General features: G+C 67.9%; 15 protein-coding genes and 2 tRNA genes. 5 read left to right on the plus strand and 12 right to left on the minus strand.

Annotation, left to right across the window (positions count from 1 at the left end; genetic code table 11):
* Positions 1-304: 304 nt before the first annotated feature.
* On the plus strand, positions 305-436 hold the full coding sequence (locus VNG13_03750) for a hypothetical protein (GenBank protein ID HVA59638.1): 132 nt from the start codon (positions 305-307) through the stop codon (positions 434-436).
* A 47-nt stretch (positions 437-483) separates the two neighbouring features.
* Here VNG13_03750 and VNG13_03755 read toward each other — a convergent pair whose 3' ends face one another.
* Complete coding sequence (locus VNG13_03755) at positions 484-855, minus strand: hypothetical protein (protein ID HVA59639.1); 372 nt, start codon at positions 853-855, stop codon at positions 484-486.
* 196 nt (positions 856-1,051) lie between these two features.
* Entirely contained in the window at positions 1,052-1,327 is a 276-nt protein-coding gene (locus VNG13_03760) for a hypothetical protein (protein HVA59640.1), read from the minus strand.
* An 835-nt stretch (positions 1,328-2,162) separates the two neighbouring features.
* Between VNG13_03760 and VNG13_03765 the strand changes: the two genes are divergently transcribed.
* Positions 2,163-2,804, plus strand: a complete 642-nt coding sequence (locus VNG13_03765) for a hypothetical protein (protein ID HVA59641.1) — start codon at positions 2,163-2,165, stop codon at positions 2,802-2,804.
* A 184-nt stretch (positions 2,805-2,988) separates the two neighbouring features.
* On the opposite strand, the gene VNG13_03770 is transcribed toward VNG13_03765, so the two are convergent.
* The 3 genes from VNG13_03770 to VNG13_03780 all read right to left on the minus strand — a co-directional run bounded on the left by VNG13_03770 (position 2,989) and on the right by VNG13_03780 (position 6,564).
* Positions 2,989-3,064 (minus strand) — tRNA-Glu (locus tag VNG13_03770).
* A gap of 74 nt (positions 3,065-3,138) precedes the next feature.
* Positions 3,139-5,550 carry an EAL domain-containing protein gene (locus tag VNG13_03775; protein ID HVA59642.1) on the minus strand — a complete coding sequence of 804 codons (2,412 nt, stop codon included), beginning with the start codon at positions 5,548-5,550 and terminating at the stop codon, positions 3,139-3,141.
* Between the two features lie 171 nt (positions 5,551-5,721).
* Entirely contained in the window at positions 5,722-6,564 is an 843-nt protein-coding gene (locus VNG13_03780) for a hypothetical protein (GenBank protein HVA59643.1), read from the minus strand.
* 251 nt (positions 6,565-6,815) lie between these two features.
* Between VNG13_03780 and VNG13_03785 the strand changes: the two genes are divergently transcribed.
* Positions 6,816-6,888: transfer RNA gene (locus tag VNG13_03785), tRNA-Lys, on the plus strand.
* 562 nt (positions 6,889-7,450) lie between these two features.
* Here the strand turns inward: VNG13_03785 and VNG13_03790 are convergent.
* Both VNG13_03790 and VNG13_03795 read right to left on the minus strand, forming a co-directional pair.
* Positions 7,451-7,957, minus strand: a complete 507-nt coding sequence (locus tag VNG13_03790) for a recombinase family protein (GenBank protein ID HVA59644.1) — start codon at positions 7,955-7,957, stop codon at positions 7,451-7,453.
* A gap of 67 nt (positions 7,958-8,024) precedes the next feature.
* Complete coding sequence (locus VNG13_03795; GenBank protein ID HVA59645.1) at positions 8,025-8,378, minus strand: recombinase family protein; 354 nt, start codon at positions 8,376-8,378, stop codon at positions 8,025-8,027.
* Between the two features lie 895 nt (positions 8,379-9,273).
* Here VNG13_03795 and VNG13_03800 point away from each other — a divergent pair.
* Both VNG13_03800 and VNG13_03805 read left to right on the plus strand, forming a co-directional pair.
* Positions 9,274-10,995 carry an Eco57I restriction-modification methylase domain-containing protein gene (locus tag VNG13_03800; GenBank protein ID HVA59646.1) on the plus strand — a complete coding sequence of 574 codons (1,722 nt, stop codon included), beginning with the start codon at positions 9,274-9,276 and terminating at the stop codon, positions 10,993-10,995.
* 17 nt (positions 10,996-11,012) lie between these two features.
* Positions 11,013-11,912 carry a hypothetical protein gene (locus VNG13_03805; GenBank protein ID HVA59647.1) on the plus strand — a complete coding sequence of 300 codons (900 nt, stop codon included), beginning with the start codon at positions 11,013-11,015 and terminating at the stop codon, positions 11,910-11,912.
* A 582-nt stretch (positions 11,913-12,494) separates the two neighbouring features.
* On the opposite strand, the gene VNG13_03810 is transcribed toward VNG13_03805, so the two are convergent.
* From VNG13_03810 to VNG13_03830, 5 genes are read right to left on the minus strand one after another with little or no spacing between them, the layout of a single operon-like run.
* Positions 12,495-12,710, minus strand: a complete 216-nt coding sequence (locus VNG13_03810; GenBank protein ID HVA59648.1) for a ferredoxin — start codon at positions 12,708-12,710, stop codon at positions 12,495-12,497.
* Positions 12,707-13,981 carry an NADH-ubiquinone oxidoreductase-F iron-sulfur binding region domain-containing protein gene (locus VNG13_03815; GenBank protein HVA59649.1) on the minus strand — a complete coding sequence of 425 codons (1,275 nt, stop codon included), beginning with the start codon at positions 13,979-13,981 and terminating at the stop codon, positions 12,707-12,709. The genes VNG13_03810 and VNG13_03815 overlap by 4 nt, the downstream gene beginning before the upstream one ends.
* The gene (locus tag VNG13_03820; GenBank protein ID HVA59650.1) at positions 13,978-15,105 is read right to left on the minus strand and encodes a ferric reductase-like transmembrane domain-containing protein; all 1,128 of its coding nucleotides are present in this window, start codon (positions 15,103-15,105) and stop codon (positions 13,978-13,980) included. Before VNG13_03820 ends, VNG13_03815 begins: the two co-directional genes overlap by 4 nt.
* Positions 15,102-16,073: an FAD:protein FMN transferase gene (locus tag VNG13_03825; protein HVA59651.1), complete on the minus strand. Its 972-nt coding sequence runs from the start codon at positions 16,071-16,073 to the stop codon at positions 15,102-15,104. The genes VNG13_03820 and VNG13_03825 overlap by 4 nt, the downstream gene beginning before the upstream one ends.
* Entirely contained in the window at positions 16,073-16,393 is a 321-nt protein-coding gene (locus VNG13_03830) for a hypothetical protein (protein HVA59652.1), read from the minus strand. The genes VNG13_03825 and VNG13_03830 overlap by 1 nt, the downstream gene beginning before the upstream one ends.
* Between the last annotated feature and the right edge of the window lie 19 nt (positions 16,394-16,412).

Here is a 16,412-nt window from a genome sequence, read left to right on the forward strand (position 1 = left end):
AGTTACCGGTTTGAAGTTGACCCTGTCCACCCAGCGACGACTGCCGCCGCAAAGGCGACCGACCGAGACTGGGGCATGCTCTTGGTCGACTCGCTCCGCCCGTGGACTTCATATAGCGGGCTCGGCGCGCAGATAAGTGCCGTTCCAGTACGGACTACCAAGATCGCCCTATCCACCCTGGAGCGGCACATCTGTTGCTTTGGCAGAGTGAGTACTGGACACTTATCACATGGCCGACGGTTTCACTGCCGAAATGGCACTACCGCGCCGCAAGCGACGAGTCGGCTTTACGCTGCTAGCGCTCGTGCCTGTCTTCGTTCTACTCACCCTGGGCTTTGCATTCACCATCTTCGGCGAGGTCGCTGAACTCTTGGCCGTGGTCAGTCTCGTAGGCGGACTCGTCGTCTTGGCGCGGACCCGGCGAAGCCACGCGTAGGTTCCCCTCAAGATCAGATCTGGCCGCCCTCCGATCAAGAGCGGCACCTATCCGCTATGCCTCCACGGCTTTCGGATAGCGGCGGCGGTACGCGGCACTGGGCTCACGCGAACGCCCCGCGCACGCAGGGCATCCAGCGCGCTGTCCCGCTGGCCGAAGGTCCAGAAGTAGGCGGTCCTGCCGTCCTCGAAGTCGAAGCCAACACCTCGCCAGGCAACGCGACCACGCAGCGGGTAGGCACAGGTCACATCGACCAAACGGACGACGAGGCCGGCCGAGACGCGGGCCAACAGCCCTCGCGGGACCAAGGTCAGCCCCCCATCGTCCACCGTCAAAACGCCGAGTGGCCAGGTCGCATCGAAGCGTCCCCACCGCTTGTCCGGGACGTTCAGCCCGCCGACGAACCGGTCTGATGGCACGCGCTCATCGTGTCAGAGGCACCGGATCAGGCGTGGTGTAGCGCCGGCACCCATCAAGTCCAGGACCGGCAGCCCAGAGAGCCTATCGGCACGTATCAGTCTCGCAGAGCAACGGTTACCTCGGCGGTGACGAAGAAGCCGTCGGGAGCGATCTGCGTGATCGCGCTAAGCCGTACAGCCTCGCTGTCCTTCGTGATCACGTGGCCCTCGCGGTAGTTGTACCGGAGCTTCTGGGTCCACGTGTCCTCCAGCCGCTGACCACCTCATCCACCGCGCCCCGCTTCGCCGTTGCCGTCGCCTCAATCAGGCGTGCCGGATCGTCCGTGCGGCGTGCCTGGGCATCCGTCAGCACATCCAAGCCGTACAAGAAGGCGTTGAAGTCGATCTCCATCCCCAAGAGGTCGTCGCCTCCGCTCGGCGGGAAGGCTCGCATGATGGCCGACTTCATCTGCGCGAATGCGGCAGCGTCCACCGCCTGATCATGCCTCGCCGACGCGCGATGTAACGCCGGGTAGGTCCGGAGGGTGCCGATCCAGGAGACCGAAAATACGCCGTCGCTATCGTGCGGCGAATCCAGTGAAGGGCGCCATCGAGCGGGAATGCCAGCTCTCGTGCGTCCCCCCGGGACGACTGCTCGAGTTGCCGGTAGCGCCGGAGGCCGGCTGGCCGATAGTGGCGCTTCTCGTGCGCGAAGAGCTTGATCCACTCCGTAGTCACAATCGCGAATATCCGGCGCTCGCGCGCATTTCGTACGACTCGACCAACGCCGCGTTCCGGCCGGGTACTGGGAGACTCGTTTCGTGTGGCCGAGGTGGCAGCGGTCCGTTCGGGTGGATTGTCGATCAAGAAATCGACCGGCCACTTTGGATGAATGCGAAGCTGCGCGTTCAGTTCGCATGCCTCGCTGTCTTGTGTCCGCCCGGCGCAGCCGCAGGCGCACTCGTCGGACTTGCGACCGGGCGAGCGGTCGGTACGAGTGCCTTCATTGGCGCCTGGGCGCTGGGCCTGATCGGAACCATCTATTTGTATGCCGCGATCATTCTGGCGCGGCGACAACGATCCGCCAGGCAGCCATGAATGGCCTCGATTCCCGGTGGACCGTTCCGCCTCTGAAGGCCCTTGAATCGCCGCTCGGACGATCATGAGCGAGAGCGAACGTTCTGCGCTGTGCGCCCGCCGCGTAGCGAGCGAACCGACCCGGTGCTCCCGACCGGCCACCCAACCGCCAGGCGCACCCCGCCGTCACAATGAGTGCCCCGACCTAACCGACACAGCTTGGAGCAACTTTGACGCCGCACCCCAATCTAGTGCTGGCCCTGGCGTCGGCCGCGTGTGTCGCTGGCGTGCTTGGGGTCGTTATGGGTCTGGGCAGCCTCATTCGTGCACTGCGAGGACAGTATCGAGACCTCGAACCCGCCGCTCCCCGTCAGCGGAGGACGGCATGGACCGGCGTCGTGCTACTTGCGGCTTCCGTCGCCCTGAGCTTCGCGGCCACGTCAGTAGCCGTCCTCGGCCACACCGGGCCCCAACCCAAGGGTGCTGCCACCGCCAGAATCGCGCTGCCATGGTTCGTCGGCGCCTGGCTCCATCACGGTGTTGAACTGCTCGTCAGCCCCGGGCAGCTTGAGGGGACTAGCGGTTACATCGGCGATCTTCAGTTCAGGACCTATGCCGACTGTCAGATACCGCATACGAGCCCACCATGCGATACGACGACAGGCAATCTGATTGTTGAGGGCGGCCTAGTTCGTGTCTTGCTCGACGCGGATGGCTTTGGCGCCGTGATCAATAGCGACATGACTGGGGTTGATCGCGGCGATCAGGTGTTCGTTTACGAGGGGCCGCAGAACGACACGCTGTATGTGCAGGACGTCACGCATCCGACCAGCTCGCTGGCGACCCTCACGCTGTGTGGACCCAAGGCGACCACGAACGCCTGCGGGGCGTAGGTCGCGGCGTTTAGGTGCCGTTAACCGACGCCCAGCCGTGATCGCGAGAACCGACTCATAACAGCCTGCTATGGGCGCCTCGTTCGATGCCTTGCCCCACGTCGGCGTGGACAAATGTGGTCGAGATCGCCATCCGTCGACACGGTCGCCGTAGCCTCATCACCCCTGTGACCCGGGCTGTTGCTGGTGCCCCCAACGGGATTCGAACCCGTGCCGCCGCCTTGAAAGGGCGGTGTCCTGGGCCTCTAGACGATGAGGGCTTGGATGAACCGACCGGCTGCGCCGTCGGGGACCGTCACAGCATAGCCGGGGCCCGGCGCTGCGCGTCTCGGGCTCAGGCCGCGCCCTGCGGACGAGCCAACCGCTGGGTCGCCTCACTCATCTGCGGCCGGCTTTCGAGCCAGTCGTCGAGCCGGTCGGCGGGCACCGGCCGGCACAGAAAGAACCCCTGGGCGCTGTCGCAGCCGTAGGCCGCCAGGCGCTGCAGGGTGGCATCGTCTTCGACTCCCTCGGCGACCATCCGCAGGCCCAGGGAATGTGCCAGCTCGACAGCCGAGTGGACGAGGGCGGCGGCTCGCCGGTCCCCGGAGATCGGACTGATGAACGAGCGGTCGAGCTTGAGAACGTCCACTGGCAGCTCGCGCAGGTAGGCCAGCGACGAGTAGCCGCTGCCGAAATCGTCGAGGGCGACCTCGATGCCGAGCGCATGGATCCTCTCCAGTACGGATCGGGCGCGCGTTCGGTCGGCCATCAGAACGTCTTCGGTGATCTCGACCTGGAGCGCTCGGGGGGGAAGCCCGACGGCGCTGAGGCGGTCGGCGAGCATCCCGGGGAGCGCGGCGTTGACGACTGTGGAGGCGGAGAGGTTGACCGCAACATCGATCTCGCGCCCCTCCCGCCACCACCTGGCGCACTCGGCGAGTGCTTGCCGGAGAACCTCGTCGTTGAGTTGGGGCATCAGGCCGCTGTCTTCGGCCAGCCGAAGGAAGGCGTCGGGGTAGAGCAGGCCCCGGGTCGGGTGTTGCCATCGCACCAGTGCCTCAACCCCCAGCACCCGGCCGCTGGGTAGCTCCACCTTGGGCTGATAGTGAAGGACGAGCTGCCGCTCGCGGAGGGCCCGGCGCAGTTCGTCGAGGGTGACCAGTCGTTCCCGGCCCGCCGCTTGATCTGTTCCGGTGAACAACTGCGGTCCGTCGCGGTTCTCCTTCGCCTGGTACATGGCGATGTCGGCATGTTGGAGAAGGGTTCCGATCGTGGTTCCGTGCTCGGGGAAGACGGCGATCCCGATACTTGCGTCCACCTGCAGGGTGACGCCGTCGATCGTCACGGGCTCGCGGAGAGCGTCTCGCAGGTAGTCGGCGGCAGCGTGCGCCCCCGGTACGCCCGCGCCGTGCAGCAGGACTGCGAACTCGTCGCCACCGAGGCGGGCCAGCAGGTCGCGTGACCCCACGAGCTGGGCCAGCCGGGGCGACACCATGGCGAGCAGGGCATCCCCGGTGCGGTGCCCGAGTGAGTCGTTTACCTCCTTGAACCGATCGAGGTCGAGTAGCAGCAGAGCGTGCCGCTGATCGGGCCGGGCGAGGAAGACGTCCCGGGCGCTGTCGAGGAAGGCCCGGCGGCTGGCCAACCCGGTGAGCTCGTCGGTCAGCGTCAGGGCGTGCGACGCCGCGAGCCGGTGCAACTCGCGGGAGGTCGCGGCGAGCCGGGCCATGACGGCGACCAGACAGCCGGTGGCGAGTCCCCAGACGAGCTCGTTGAAGGGGGAGTGCGCCTGCACGGCGAGAACGGCGATGGATGCGCCCCCGCAGACCAGCGGAACGACGAGTGTCGGCCGCATCTGATCCGGCCGGGAGGCGGCCGCACTGCCCCGCCCCGCCGCCAGCAGGAGCATGGCGGCCATCCATGCCGCGTCGAGCCAACTCCCGGCTCGCGATCCCGACGTGACGCGCCCGAGGAAGGCGACATCGGTCACGGTGAGCAGGGTCAGCCCACCCAAAAGCGGCCACCAGCCGCTGGGCACCCGCCAGCCGAACAGCCCTAACGCCCCGACGAGCAGGACGATGAGCAGCAGATCCGTCAGCGGGTAGATGAGCGCCATTCCGGGTCCGCCCAACGCCCGTCCCGCGCCGTGCCACCGGGCCGCGAGGAAGGCTGCCCCGAGCGAGCCAACGCCCAGCGCTCCGATCAGCCCGTCGAGGCCGGCGGCTCGGTAGACCAGCCGGGGGGTGCGCGGTCGCGCGAGGAGCACGATTGCCGCGTAGGCGCACGGGTAGAAGGCCAGCCAGAGAACGTCCGCGGACAAACCCGAGCGGCGTGCGGCGCCGGCCCAGGACAGGACCGACCAGCACACCCAGCCGGCGGCGTACAGGCCCAGACCGATCGCGAGGAGGCGCCGCGCGGTTCGGTCCGGGCCACTTAAGCGCAGACGAGCCGCAGCGAGCCCGGCCGCGCCGAGGTAGACCGCATTACCGACCAGTCCGTCCCAAATCGGGCTGAATCCAGGGTGGGCCCGCAGCCCAGGAACGAACGAAATCATGAAGGCGACGCACGCCAGGGCCACGAGCCCGAGCCCGAGGCTCCCCCGATGGCCCCGCAGCGCCTGTCCGGTCAGTCGCCAGGGGAGCATGCGTCGCGGCTCGGGAAGCGGGCGCAGATCAAGACCGCCCGGCAGCCCGAAGGCGTTGGTGTCAGCGGCGCGGGCCGCCTCGGCCCAGGGGGTTGCGCTCGCGTCGACAGCCGTCGCCACCTGGCCCCCTTCGGCCTCGACATGCCCTGGAAAGGTCGTCCCTTCGCTTCACTGGTCGACCGAACGGGCTGGTCGGTGCATCGACCGGATGGAGCAACCTGACATTCGGCCCGCCCGGTTACTCCGTCGGGTCGATCCGCCTGGGCGCCAGCCTGGGCGCCGGAGGGCTCGTCACGCGGTGACCGTTATGACCGTCTTGAGCGTGGTGCCGTCTTCGCCGCCGACCAGCCACAGGACGCCGCCCAAGACGGCGGATCCGGCATCGGCCTCCGGTCGTGGGAGGTGACCGGCAAGCCGGGTTCGCCCCGTGGTGGGGTCGAACACGAGAATCTGGTCGGTCACGACCGTGTCGAGCCGGCCCCCCGCGATGACAACGGTGCCACCGAGGGTCGCGGCGCTGGCGTGGGCGAGTGGCGCCGGAAGGTGACCCACCACGGTGGCTTGGCCGGAGGCGGGATCGATTCGCTGGATCGCCGTCGTGTCGACCCCCGAATGCTCCCCACCGAACAGATAGATGTCCGATCCGACGGTTGCCACCGCGGGGTAGCGGACCGGCACCGGCAGGTTGGCCACAGTGGTGAATGTCCTGCCGTCCGAGGTGGCTAGAACAGCCGCCGCCATGACGGAACCGTCGTAGCCGCCGAGCAGGAAGGCCCGGCCGTCGACGACCGCGCAGACCAGGTCCGAGCGGGGCTGCGGGAGATGACCCGAGACGTGCGACCCGCCGCCGGGACTGAAACCCTGCACGGCCGAGATCGTGCTGGCCGCCCCGCCGCCGAAGACGAAATCACCCGAGGGGAGCGCCGCCCCGGCCGCGTCATGGACCGGCGTTGCGAGCTGACCAGCCGGACTGAGCTGACCGCTGACCGGGTCGAGGAGGAAGACTCCTGAGGTTGTGGTCTGGTCAGCGGCCAAGCCGCCGGCGATGACCAGCTGATTGCCCTGGCCGAGGACAACCTCCCGCGAAATCGGCCTCGGTAACGACCACGTCATGCTCGTCGCCGTGACCTTCACGGGCCCTGGCTGGCCTGGCTGACTCGCCTGGCCCGGCGACGTCGACGAGGCGTGCCCGCCGTGCGGGGTCGAAGCAGGGATCGCGGAAGAACATCCGGCCATTAGGAGCAGTGAAAGGGTCAGGCTGGCCGGTCGTCGCACGGGCTCTCCTTGCGTTCGGAGGTGGTGCCTGCACGTTATGGGACGGGCGCTGATGTCCGAGCCAGGGGTCGCGGCCCGCCGCCACGGCTATCCTGACGCGCCGGGCTGTGGGGCCGTTAGCTCAACTGGCAGAGCAGCGGACTTTTAATCCGTGGGTTCTGGGTTCGAATCCCAGGCGGCCCACCGTTCGGGGTGGTTCGCGAACCCGCTCACAGTGGGGCCGTGCCCGTTGGAGATGCGGAAGGCCGGCCGGATGCACTGCCGGCTCTCAACGCGGATCTCGTGAACGAGTTCCTGGAAGACAGTTTTGCGGGCGTGGTCGGGTCCGGCGTCGAGGGCTTCGGCGATCCGTTCCCGCAGCAGCCTGAGATCAGCCGGGCTGGGGACGGGTACGTCTTGGCTGTCGAGGTCGGCTTGCAGGTTGGCCCTACTGGCGCGGAGTTCAGCGAGCCGTTTGGCATGGCGCTGCATCCGTTGACCGCAGGTGGCCTCGGTCAGGCTGCCAGTCTCGAAGGCGCACAGGTAGCGGTCGATCGCCGTTTCAGTCTTTGCGACCTCACCTTCGAGGGCGTCGAGGCGGCCGCGAAGTTGGTCCTGCCCGGCGTGGGCGGCTGCGTGTGCGGCGCGGATCGCATCGAGGACGAGATCATCACGCCCGACGGTGGCAATCAGAGCGTTGCGGACGGCAGTTTCCAACGCTTCGGCGGGCAGCCGGTCGGCGGCGCACACAGGGGTGCCATATCGGCTACGGCTGTAGCAGGTGTAGTACCGGTAGCGGCAGCTTGCCGGGGGCAGCGGTGCCGAGGAAGCGCTTCTGGCATCTGTCGCAGACGACCAGACCGGTGAGCAGGCAGTCGCTGGCGTTGGACGCCCGTCGGCTCAGATCTTCGCCGCGCAGAGTGAGGACCTGCTGGGCGGCGTTGAAGGTGTCGGGGTCGATCAATGGCTGGTGTCGGGATGGGTGGCTGACGCCTCGGAAGGTGACCTCGCCGAGGTAGGCGCGGTTGCGTAGCACAGTGATCACCGACCGGTCGCTCCAAGGCGCGCCGGTGCGGGTGCGGTGCCCCTGCGCACTGAGCTGGGTGGCGATTGCTGTGCCGCCGAGGTGCTCGCGAGCGTAGAGGTTGAAGATCACTGGGATCAGCGGCGCTTCGACTGGGTTGACGGCCAGATGGCCGCCGTCGGGGTGAGTGGTGTAGCCGTAGGACGGGTTCCCGCCAAGCCAGCCACCGGCCGCGGCGTTGCGCTCCATACCGGCGATGACCCGGTCGATGATGTGGCGCGTTCGAACTCGGCGAACACGCCGAGCATTTGCACCATCATCCGCCCGGCCGCGCTTGAGGTGTCGAACGGCTCAGTGGCCGGGCGGAACGCGACTCCAGCCTTGTCCAGTTCGTCGAGCACTTGTGCCAGGCCGCGCACTGAGCGGGAGAGCCGGTCAACGCGGTAGACCCGCAGCAGGTCGAACCGCCAGCGCGGGCCTCGACCAGCGCTCGATCCAGGCCGGCACGGTCCAGTTTGGCGCCGGAGATCTGGTTAGTGAACGTGCGGGCCAGCGCCCAGTCCGGCTGGGTGGCGATGTAGTTACGCAGCCGCACGTCCTGAGCCTCCAGACTGTAGGGCTGGTGGGTCTCGTCGGTCGAGATCCGGGTGTACGTGGCGATCCTCAACATGAGCGTCGTCCCTTCCTAGAATTGTTCGTCAAGTCCGAAGCCGGTCGAGGACACCTCGGCTGTGGCGAAGGAGTCAAACGTTGCCGACAACGGCCAGTGGGGCAGGCACCCAAGACGCGCGCAAGGCCGGTCGGTCGGCTAGCGCTAGCTACCGCAAGCCGAAAGCTCCGTGTGTACCGTGGGTCAAGCAGGTGGGAAGGGCGACTTGCAGTGATCTCCGCGATCGAACTGAGCATCCGCGCGATCAGCGACAGGCGCGGAGCTCCCAAGATGCTTTGGGCGGAGTTCGCGGCCGGTAATATGGATCTGGCCGCATCCGGATACGTGATCCTGGAGGCCTACAGGGCACCGACGACCCCTGCGCGGACGTCACACCCAGCCAATGGGTCGAGATGTTCAGGGCCGTCGGCTTCGTCGCGATCCCGAACAACCAGAACCGGCCGGCGTGTGAGATCACCGTTTTCAGAGGAGCGACCGCGAGCCGAGTACGTCGCCCGTCGTGGTCAGGCGACCTTACGACGGCCCGAAGCTATCGCGCAGGTGCAGCACTCAGGGCCCAACAGTCCGCGAATGTTTACCGCGCGTACGTTATGCCCAGCGACGTCCTTGCCTTGTTTCAGCGCGGCAGTGTGGAGTCGGAGGTCGTCGTCGATCCGGACGCATTGCGCGACGTGAGCCTCTTCAAGTGAACCCTCGGCGGCCCGGCTCAGGTCTCGTCCACGACACGATCGGCACCTCCGGCATCCGTCCGTGAAGGCATGGCATGGTCAGCGTATGGATCGGATCGGCGTTGGCCCCCCCACGGTTAGGAGCGCCGAGTCCGCTCTACCGGGGTTGTCCACAGACTTGCGTCGGTTCGGCAATCGTTCGAACACATGTTCTAAGATACTCGCCTGTGAGCTACTTCGAGCGTCAGATGGGCTTTGAGGCCATGAGTATCGCCACCTTGCGGGTCGACCAATCTGAGGTCCCTCCGGCTGATCATGGCGAGGTCTTTACGCGCCGTTGGGTGGTCGACCTTGTGCTCGACCTCGCCGGCTACACGGCGGAACGCGATCTTGCGTCCCTGACCGCTGTGGAGCCTGGGTGTGGGCAAGGTGCCTTCCTCATCCCGATGGTGGCCCGCCTGGTGGCTTCGTGCGCAGCTCGAGGGAGGGATCTCCGTGACGCTGGACACGCCATCCAGGCGTACGACCTGCTCGCCTCGAACGTGGAAGCCAGCCAGCGCGCCGTCGCCCAGGTCTTGACAGGTCATGGCGCCCCATGCGAGGTAGCGCAGGAACTTGCTCAAGGTTGGGTTTCGCACGCGGACTTTCTTTTGCGGGATGAGGAGAGCCGGACGGCGGATTTTGTGCTTGGCAACCCGCCGTACATCAGACTCGAGAATGTGCCCACGGCGCGGAGCGCGGCCTATCGAGACGTTTGCCGGACGATGCGCGGCCGAAGCGACGTGTTTGTCGGTTTCATCGAACGTGGCCTCGCCCTGCTGGGTGACGGCGGCGTGCTCGGATTCATCGTGGCCGACCGTTGGATGCGTAACCAGTACGGCGCTGAATTACGCGAGATGATCAGCGACGGATACTCGGTCGACAGTCTGATCCAGATGCACGACGTCGACGCATTTGAAGATCGCGTGTCTGCCTACCCTGCCATCTCGATCATTCGGCGTGGTCCGCAGGGAAGAGCGGTTCTTGCCGAGGCGACAGCCGCCTTCGGACACCGTGACGCTGCCACTTTGACTCGTTGGGTGAAATCTGAGCGTGGCACGAGTATGCGCGGCTCGGGGGTTCAGGCCGCACGCCTTCCAGGCTGGTACGAGGGCTCAGCGTCCTGGCCAACCGGCTCCCCCGAGGAGCTTCGGTTGGTTGCTGATCTCGAGTCGAGATTTCCTCCCCTTGAAGATCGACGCACCCGAACACGAGTGGGAATCGGTGTTGCGAGCGGGTCCGATGCGGTTTACCTAACTGACGATCCTGACGTCGTCGAGTCCGACCGGTTGCTCCCGCTGGTGATGTCCGGAGACACAGTGCGCGGAACCGTGTCCTGGTCAGGGACGTACCTGGTGAACCCGTGGAGGGATGGACAGCTCGTCGAGTTGGCCGACTACCCCAAGCTGCAGAGCTATCTCACGGACCACGGCGCTGCGATCCGATCGCGTCATGTGGCCCAGCGAAACCCGATGAGCTGGTATCGAACAATCGACCGGGTAGAGCCTGGTCTGCGTGAGCAACCGAAACTGTTGCTACCCGATCTGAAGGCATCGATTCACCCCGTATTGGAGCCTGGCCATCTCTACCCGCATCACAACCTGTACTTCGTGACCTCGGGTGCATGGGATCTGGAAGTGCTCGGAGGCCTGCTGCTCTGTGACGTGGCCAACCTCTTTGTGGGCGTCTACTGCGTGAAGATGCGAGGTGGCTGCTACAGGTTCCAGGCACAGTACCTGCGACGCATACGCGTGCCTAGCCCCGAATCCCTGGGACTACGAGACAAGAGAGCCCTCGCGGACGCATTCCTGGAGCGTGACGTGGAGGCCGCGACGGACATCGCGCGCCGCTTGTATGGCATCGATGAGCTACCCGCCTCGTGCCGGACAATGGTTTCCCGGATCGCATGAGTGAGGTGACCTAACGCGTGACCCCGAGCGATGACGTCTTTGACTCGTTCGAGGAGATCCTGCATTCCCGCCCCGCCTCCAACCCGTGGATCGCCGGGTCAACCATCCCAACCTATGCGCCAGATTACGAATTGCTCGCGGAGCTGGTTGGCATACCTGTAGGCGCGGCCAGTGGATCCGAGACCGGCCGCCTTGCCAAGGCCATCGACTCCTGGATGGCACACGAACTTCGTCGTGCCGGCTTTGGCGCTGATGAGGTGTGGCCGAGGCTAACCAAGCCGCGAGTTCTTCCGCGGGACCTGGCCCTCTTCATCGAGGGCCTGCCAGAGAGGGATCGGGACGCCACCCGCGCGCGTGTCCTGCGGAATAAGCGCGTCGCCCCTTCCGACGCCAAGGTGCTTGGCCGCGCCTACGTAAAGCAGGTCGACGTTCTGATTGCCCAGTGGTCCCGGGGCCCAGAGCTTCTAGTGTCGACCAAGACCATGGTGTCCTCGTTCCGGAATAACTTGCCGAATCGATTCGAGGAATCCTACGGCGACGCCATGAACCTGAGGGGACGTTTCCCGCTGGTGTCGATGGGCTTCTTGTTCTTACTTCGCTCGACTGTCACTGACGAGCCAGGGACGCTTGACCGAGCTATCGACATGCTGCGCAAACTGCAGCAGGACGTCGATGTTTACGATGCGACGTGCCTTCTCGTTTGCGAATGGGGCGATCCGCCGTCCTTTGGAGGAGTCACGCTGCGCAATGATGTCGTGCCAGATGACCTTAAGGCCAACCGGTTCATTGGCACGTTGATCGAACGCGTCCTGGACCGCACCCCCATCGACATGCATGTGAACGTCCGCGAGGCACGTGACCGCCGGCCCCTGGCCCTCGACGAGGCAGACGAGGCCGGTGATAGCGCGGGGGATTGAAGGACTAACTCCGGTGGGGTCCCACGTTCACTGCACACCGGTTCACGGAGGAGGTGCCCGACTCTGCCCCGGCAGCATCGCCAGTGGTACGCCGCAGGCTTTCCCACTGGCCTCCGTACCCGGCGAATGCTGACCGGGTACGGAGTTGACCACCACCAACGGTGCGTGCTGGTCACGCGCTGCACCCCGGCCCATATCCACCAGATTTGAGCCGGCACATCGCTTACGGGGTTTCATGCATCTGTTCCTCTCGTACACCTTTCCGTGTTGCTTGCCGGACCCGGCCCGTCTGGTAGTTCCAGACCGCCCCGTCGTTGTCAGGACTGCTCCCACCCTTCCCGGCGCTTCCCGGATCAGGCTGTCCTCAGCTTCACCAGCTCGCTGCGACTAGCCAGTGGCGGGGCTCTTTCATCCCCGCCCGGTGTCACACCCCTCAATCAGATTGCTGACCTGGGGCTACAGCACTTCGTGGCGCACACACTCATCCACGTAGACGGCCGCGTCGAGGCGAGCACCTTCGGGTAGGTCGACGCGGGCGGTCGCGGCTCGCTGGCCGTGAAGGCTGGTTCGCGCGCTGGGCGGTCAGCGCGGCGGAGCGGGCTGTGGCTGCAGGCGGAGCGCGAGGGTGGGGCAGGCGGCCGCCGCTCGGCGCGTGAGGGGAAGCAGCTTCGCCGGCACCGGTCCGTCGTGGATCAGGGGATAGCCCCATTCGTCGAGATCGACCAGCTCGGGGAGTAACTCGGCGCAGACGCCGTGTGCGTCGCACGCGATCGGGTTGACGCGTAGCGTCCAGGTCACGCCGACCGCCGCTGCGCCGACGGCAGCATGCTGCCCCCAGGGGCACAACGATCGCCCCGGAGGTGGCGTTGCACCTCGGCGTCGAAGACCTGCAAGGTGCTGCGCACGAGTCGAGCGACACCGTCCGGGTGCTGACAGGCGCCGCGTCGCTCCACCCGGGTCAGCCAATGCCGGAGGCGATGAACCAGCTCGCGATCGGCCCGGCCGGCGGCGAGGGCGTCCAACGCCCCGGCGATGGCGGGCAGCCCGTTGACGCACGGGCCGCATTGACCAGCATTCTGATCCGCGAGCCAGGTCACGATCCGCGCGGTGTCGGCCAGCCCGCACCCGCCGCGGGGCAGCGCGAGAATGACGCCGGCCCCTAGGGCGGCGCCGGCCGCGCGGAGGGTTTCGGGGGCGATCTCGAGGTCGCCAGCATCCGGCATGGGCAGCCAGCTGCCGAAGTAGCCGCCGAGGAGCACCGCCGCCAGACCGCCCGCTCCCGCGTCGTCGAGGACGGTGCCGAGTCGGGTGCCGTAGGCCACCTCCTGCACCGCTGGACGGGCCACCGCGCCGCCGACGGTCAGCAGGACGCTCCCCGGCGCCTCCGGCGTTCCCACCTCGGCGTACCAGCGCTCGCCGTAGCGGGCGAGGAGCGCGAGCTGCGCGAGGGTCTCGACGTTGCTGACCAGTGTCGGGCGCCCCCGGACCCCTCGTTCCGATGGTCGTGGCGGCGTGAAAGTAGGCAGTGCCGGTCCGCCGCCCAGCCAGCCGATCAGCGCTGTCTCCTGGCTGGCGACGTAGCGGCCCGGCACCTCATGCACCTGGATGAACACCGGGTCGACACCGGCCCGGCCGCGTTCGGCGACGGCATGGGTCACGACGGCCACCGCAGGTCCCGGGTGCACGCAGACGTGCACGGTGTCCGCCCCGACGGCGTCGGCGGCCAGCACCGCTCCATCGAGAACGAGATGGGGGACCCGGCCGAGGAGCGTCCGGTCCTTGCGGCTGGCGGGTTCTCCTTCGGCGCCGTTGGCTACGACGACGGCCGGGCCACGCGGCTGGGTCGCGACCGCGCGGAGCTTCGTCGCGAGCGGGAATCCCGCGCCGCCTCGACCGGTCAGCCTGGCTCGCGCCGCGGTGTCGGCGAGCAACATAGGGCCGCGCGGACCGCCGAATCCGCGCAGGGGCAGGCTGCCGTACCGGGCGCGATGCTCGACGTGACCGACCGGGTGGTCGGCGACCATTTCCAACAGGCGCACGGCACCGGTCGGAGGGACACTGTTGCTCACTCGCCACCCTCCTGGGCGTTGGCGTTGGAGATCGTGACGGTGCCCTGGACGGTGCTGCCCTCGATGTTGAGCTGGAGGCCCAGCAGGACCCCGGCCCCGGCATCGTCGGTCAGCGACGCGTCGAGGGTGCGGCCGGACAGTGCCACCACGTGGCCCTGGTATCCCGTTCCGGCGATGTCGAGTTGGACCTGGCTTCCGGTCATCGCGACACCACCGTTGTCCAGCGCCTGGCCCTCCAGGGTGATCGAGAGTCGGCCGGTGGGTGCACCCCGCACGGTGCCGCCAATCTGCACCGTGCTCGTGCCGTCCGAATGATCGTCTTGCCGGATCGTCCCGGCGAGGAATCCGCTGTACGGCAGGACGAGCGTCCCCGGTGACGCCGCGCCAGCACCAGCACCAGCACCAGCACCTGAGGGCGCCGCCGCGGTGGTGACCGACCGGGCCAGCAATGCCGTCGGAGTTCCGGCTCGCTGCGCCCAGCCGGGTTGCAGCGGGCCGGCCAACGCGAAGCCCCCGAGCGCCGCCGCCACGGCTACTCCCGCGACCGCGCTCAGCACGCGAACCGCGGCGGGTCGGGCCCGATCCCGCAGCAGCCGCCAGGCCAGGCCGGCGACCACGGCCCCGACGCACCCCCAGGTGATCGCCTGGGCCCAGCCGGGCCGTGTGTCGCTCCCCGTGCCCAGTCCGTGCAGGACCGCGACTGGCCAGCATGCGTACGCCAGCCAATGCACCCCCCGCCACATCCGATGGCCGATCCGCAATCGCAGCAGGCTGGTGGCGATCAGCGCGAGCAGGAGGTCGCTGGCGAGTGCGCCGAAGCCGAGCCAGAGCGGCCGGTAACTGCCGGTGAACGGGATCACGGCGTTGAGCCAACGGATCGGAGCGAAGGGGTCGGATACCGCGCTGATCACGTGAATGGCAACTAGCACGACCGTGAGCAGGGACAAGTTGCGATGAAGGTCGGATGTGACGAACCGGGGCCAGCCGGGCCGGCTCCACCGACCGGCCACCACCAGACCGAGGACTAGGACAGCAGTCAAGAGCAGCAGCGCGACAAGTCCGCTGCCGCGGGTTAGGTACCACAGGGCGCGGGGGTTTCCGGCGAACCCCAGTGCGGAGCTCACGCCGGTCCTTCCGCGGGCCAGCCGCCCACGAGGCGCACGGACCCGTCGGTACCGACCAGGCGAGCGGGTAGTCGCCGCTCGGCGAGCCAGCGTTCCGCGCCCTTGCCGCGAACGATGGCTGCCGTGCTCGCCGTATTGGCGTCCAGGCAGGTAGCGGCGGCGACGCTGACCGTGCGCCAGGGGCCGCTGGTTGGGAGCCCGGTCATGGGGTCGACGAGGTGATGTACCCACCGGTCGCCGCGCCGCCAGCGTCGGGTCACCGTGCTGGACGTGGCGAGCCCCCCGCCGGCCAGGGTGACCCGGGGGGATGGGTCACCCTGGCCGGTGGGCCCATGGGCGGCGTGTTCGTCCGCGATCGCCACCACCCAGCCGCCGGTGGGGGGCGGCCCGGCCACGGCGATGTCGCCGCCGAGGCTTACCAGCACCCCGCCACCGACGGCCCGGGCGGCAGTTGCGGCCGCTCGGTCCGCCGCCCACGCTTTTGCGGTCGCGCCCAGGTCGAGCGTCATCCCCGCCGGGAGGCGGATCAGACCGGCATCGCAGTCGAGTTCGATGCTGCGCCAGCTCGTGGCCCGACAGATCGGGTTGACCGGCGGACCGTCAGCGTCGAGCGTCGGGAAGCTCCGGTCGTAGCCGAGCGATACGAGCTGCCCGCCGACGGTCGGATCCACGGCGCCGTCGGTGAGGCGGGCGGCGCGCAGCGCGGCTGCGAGCAGATCCGCGAGGAGGGGACTCAGCGGCTGCCATTGCCCGGCGCGGCGGGACAGCCGGTTCAATTCGGAGTCCGGGCGGAATCGGCTCGCCGCCCGGTCGACGGCGTCTAGGACGGACTCCACGGCCACCCGGGCCGGCCCGAGCGCACCCGGTGCCGTCATGGCAAGGGTGGCGCTGGTCGTCCACACGTCCCACGAGGCGAGCGTGTGCGTCGCCGCGCGCGGCGACGTTTCGACCGGTGGTGCGGTCGGCATCACGATCCGCCGGAGGTGACAACCGGGGGGTAGGAGTTTGTCGCCGGGCCCGGCTGCTGCGCCGGCGGCTGCAGGTCCGGGGTCTGGGCCTGCGACGGCGATTGGGTCACCGCCGTGTTCGGTTGGTTCGCGGTGCCGGCCGCGTGGCTGCCGGCGGGCGTTCCCGACCGGCCCGGCAGGGCCGCGGCCGCCGCCGCGCTGGTCACACCGACGGCGGTGAGGCCGCCAACCACGGCCCACCGGGTGAGCCGCGCTACCCGCGCCTGCCCCGCGGCCCGCTCCTTGATCCTGGCCGCAGCCGGTGCCGTCCCTTCCGCCATGCTGCCACCGCCCATTCTT

Source organism: Mycobacteriales bacterium, assembly GCA_035533475.1.
In the GTDB taxonomy this organism is placed as follows: Bacteria; Actinomycetota; Actinomycetes; order DATLTS01; family DATLTS01; genus DATLTS01.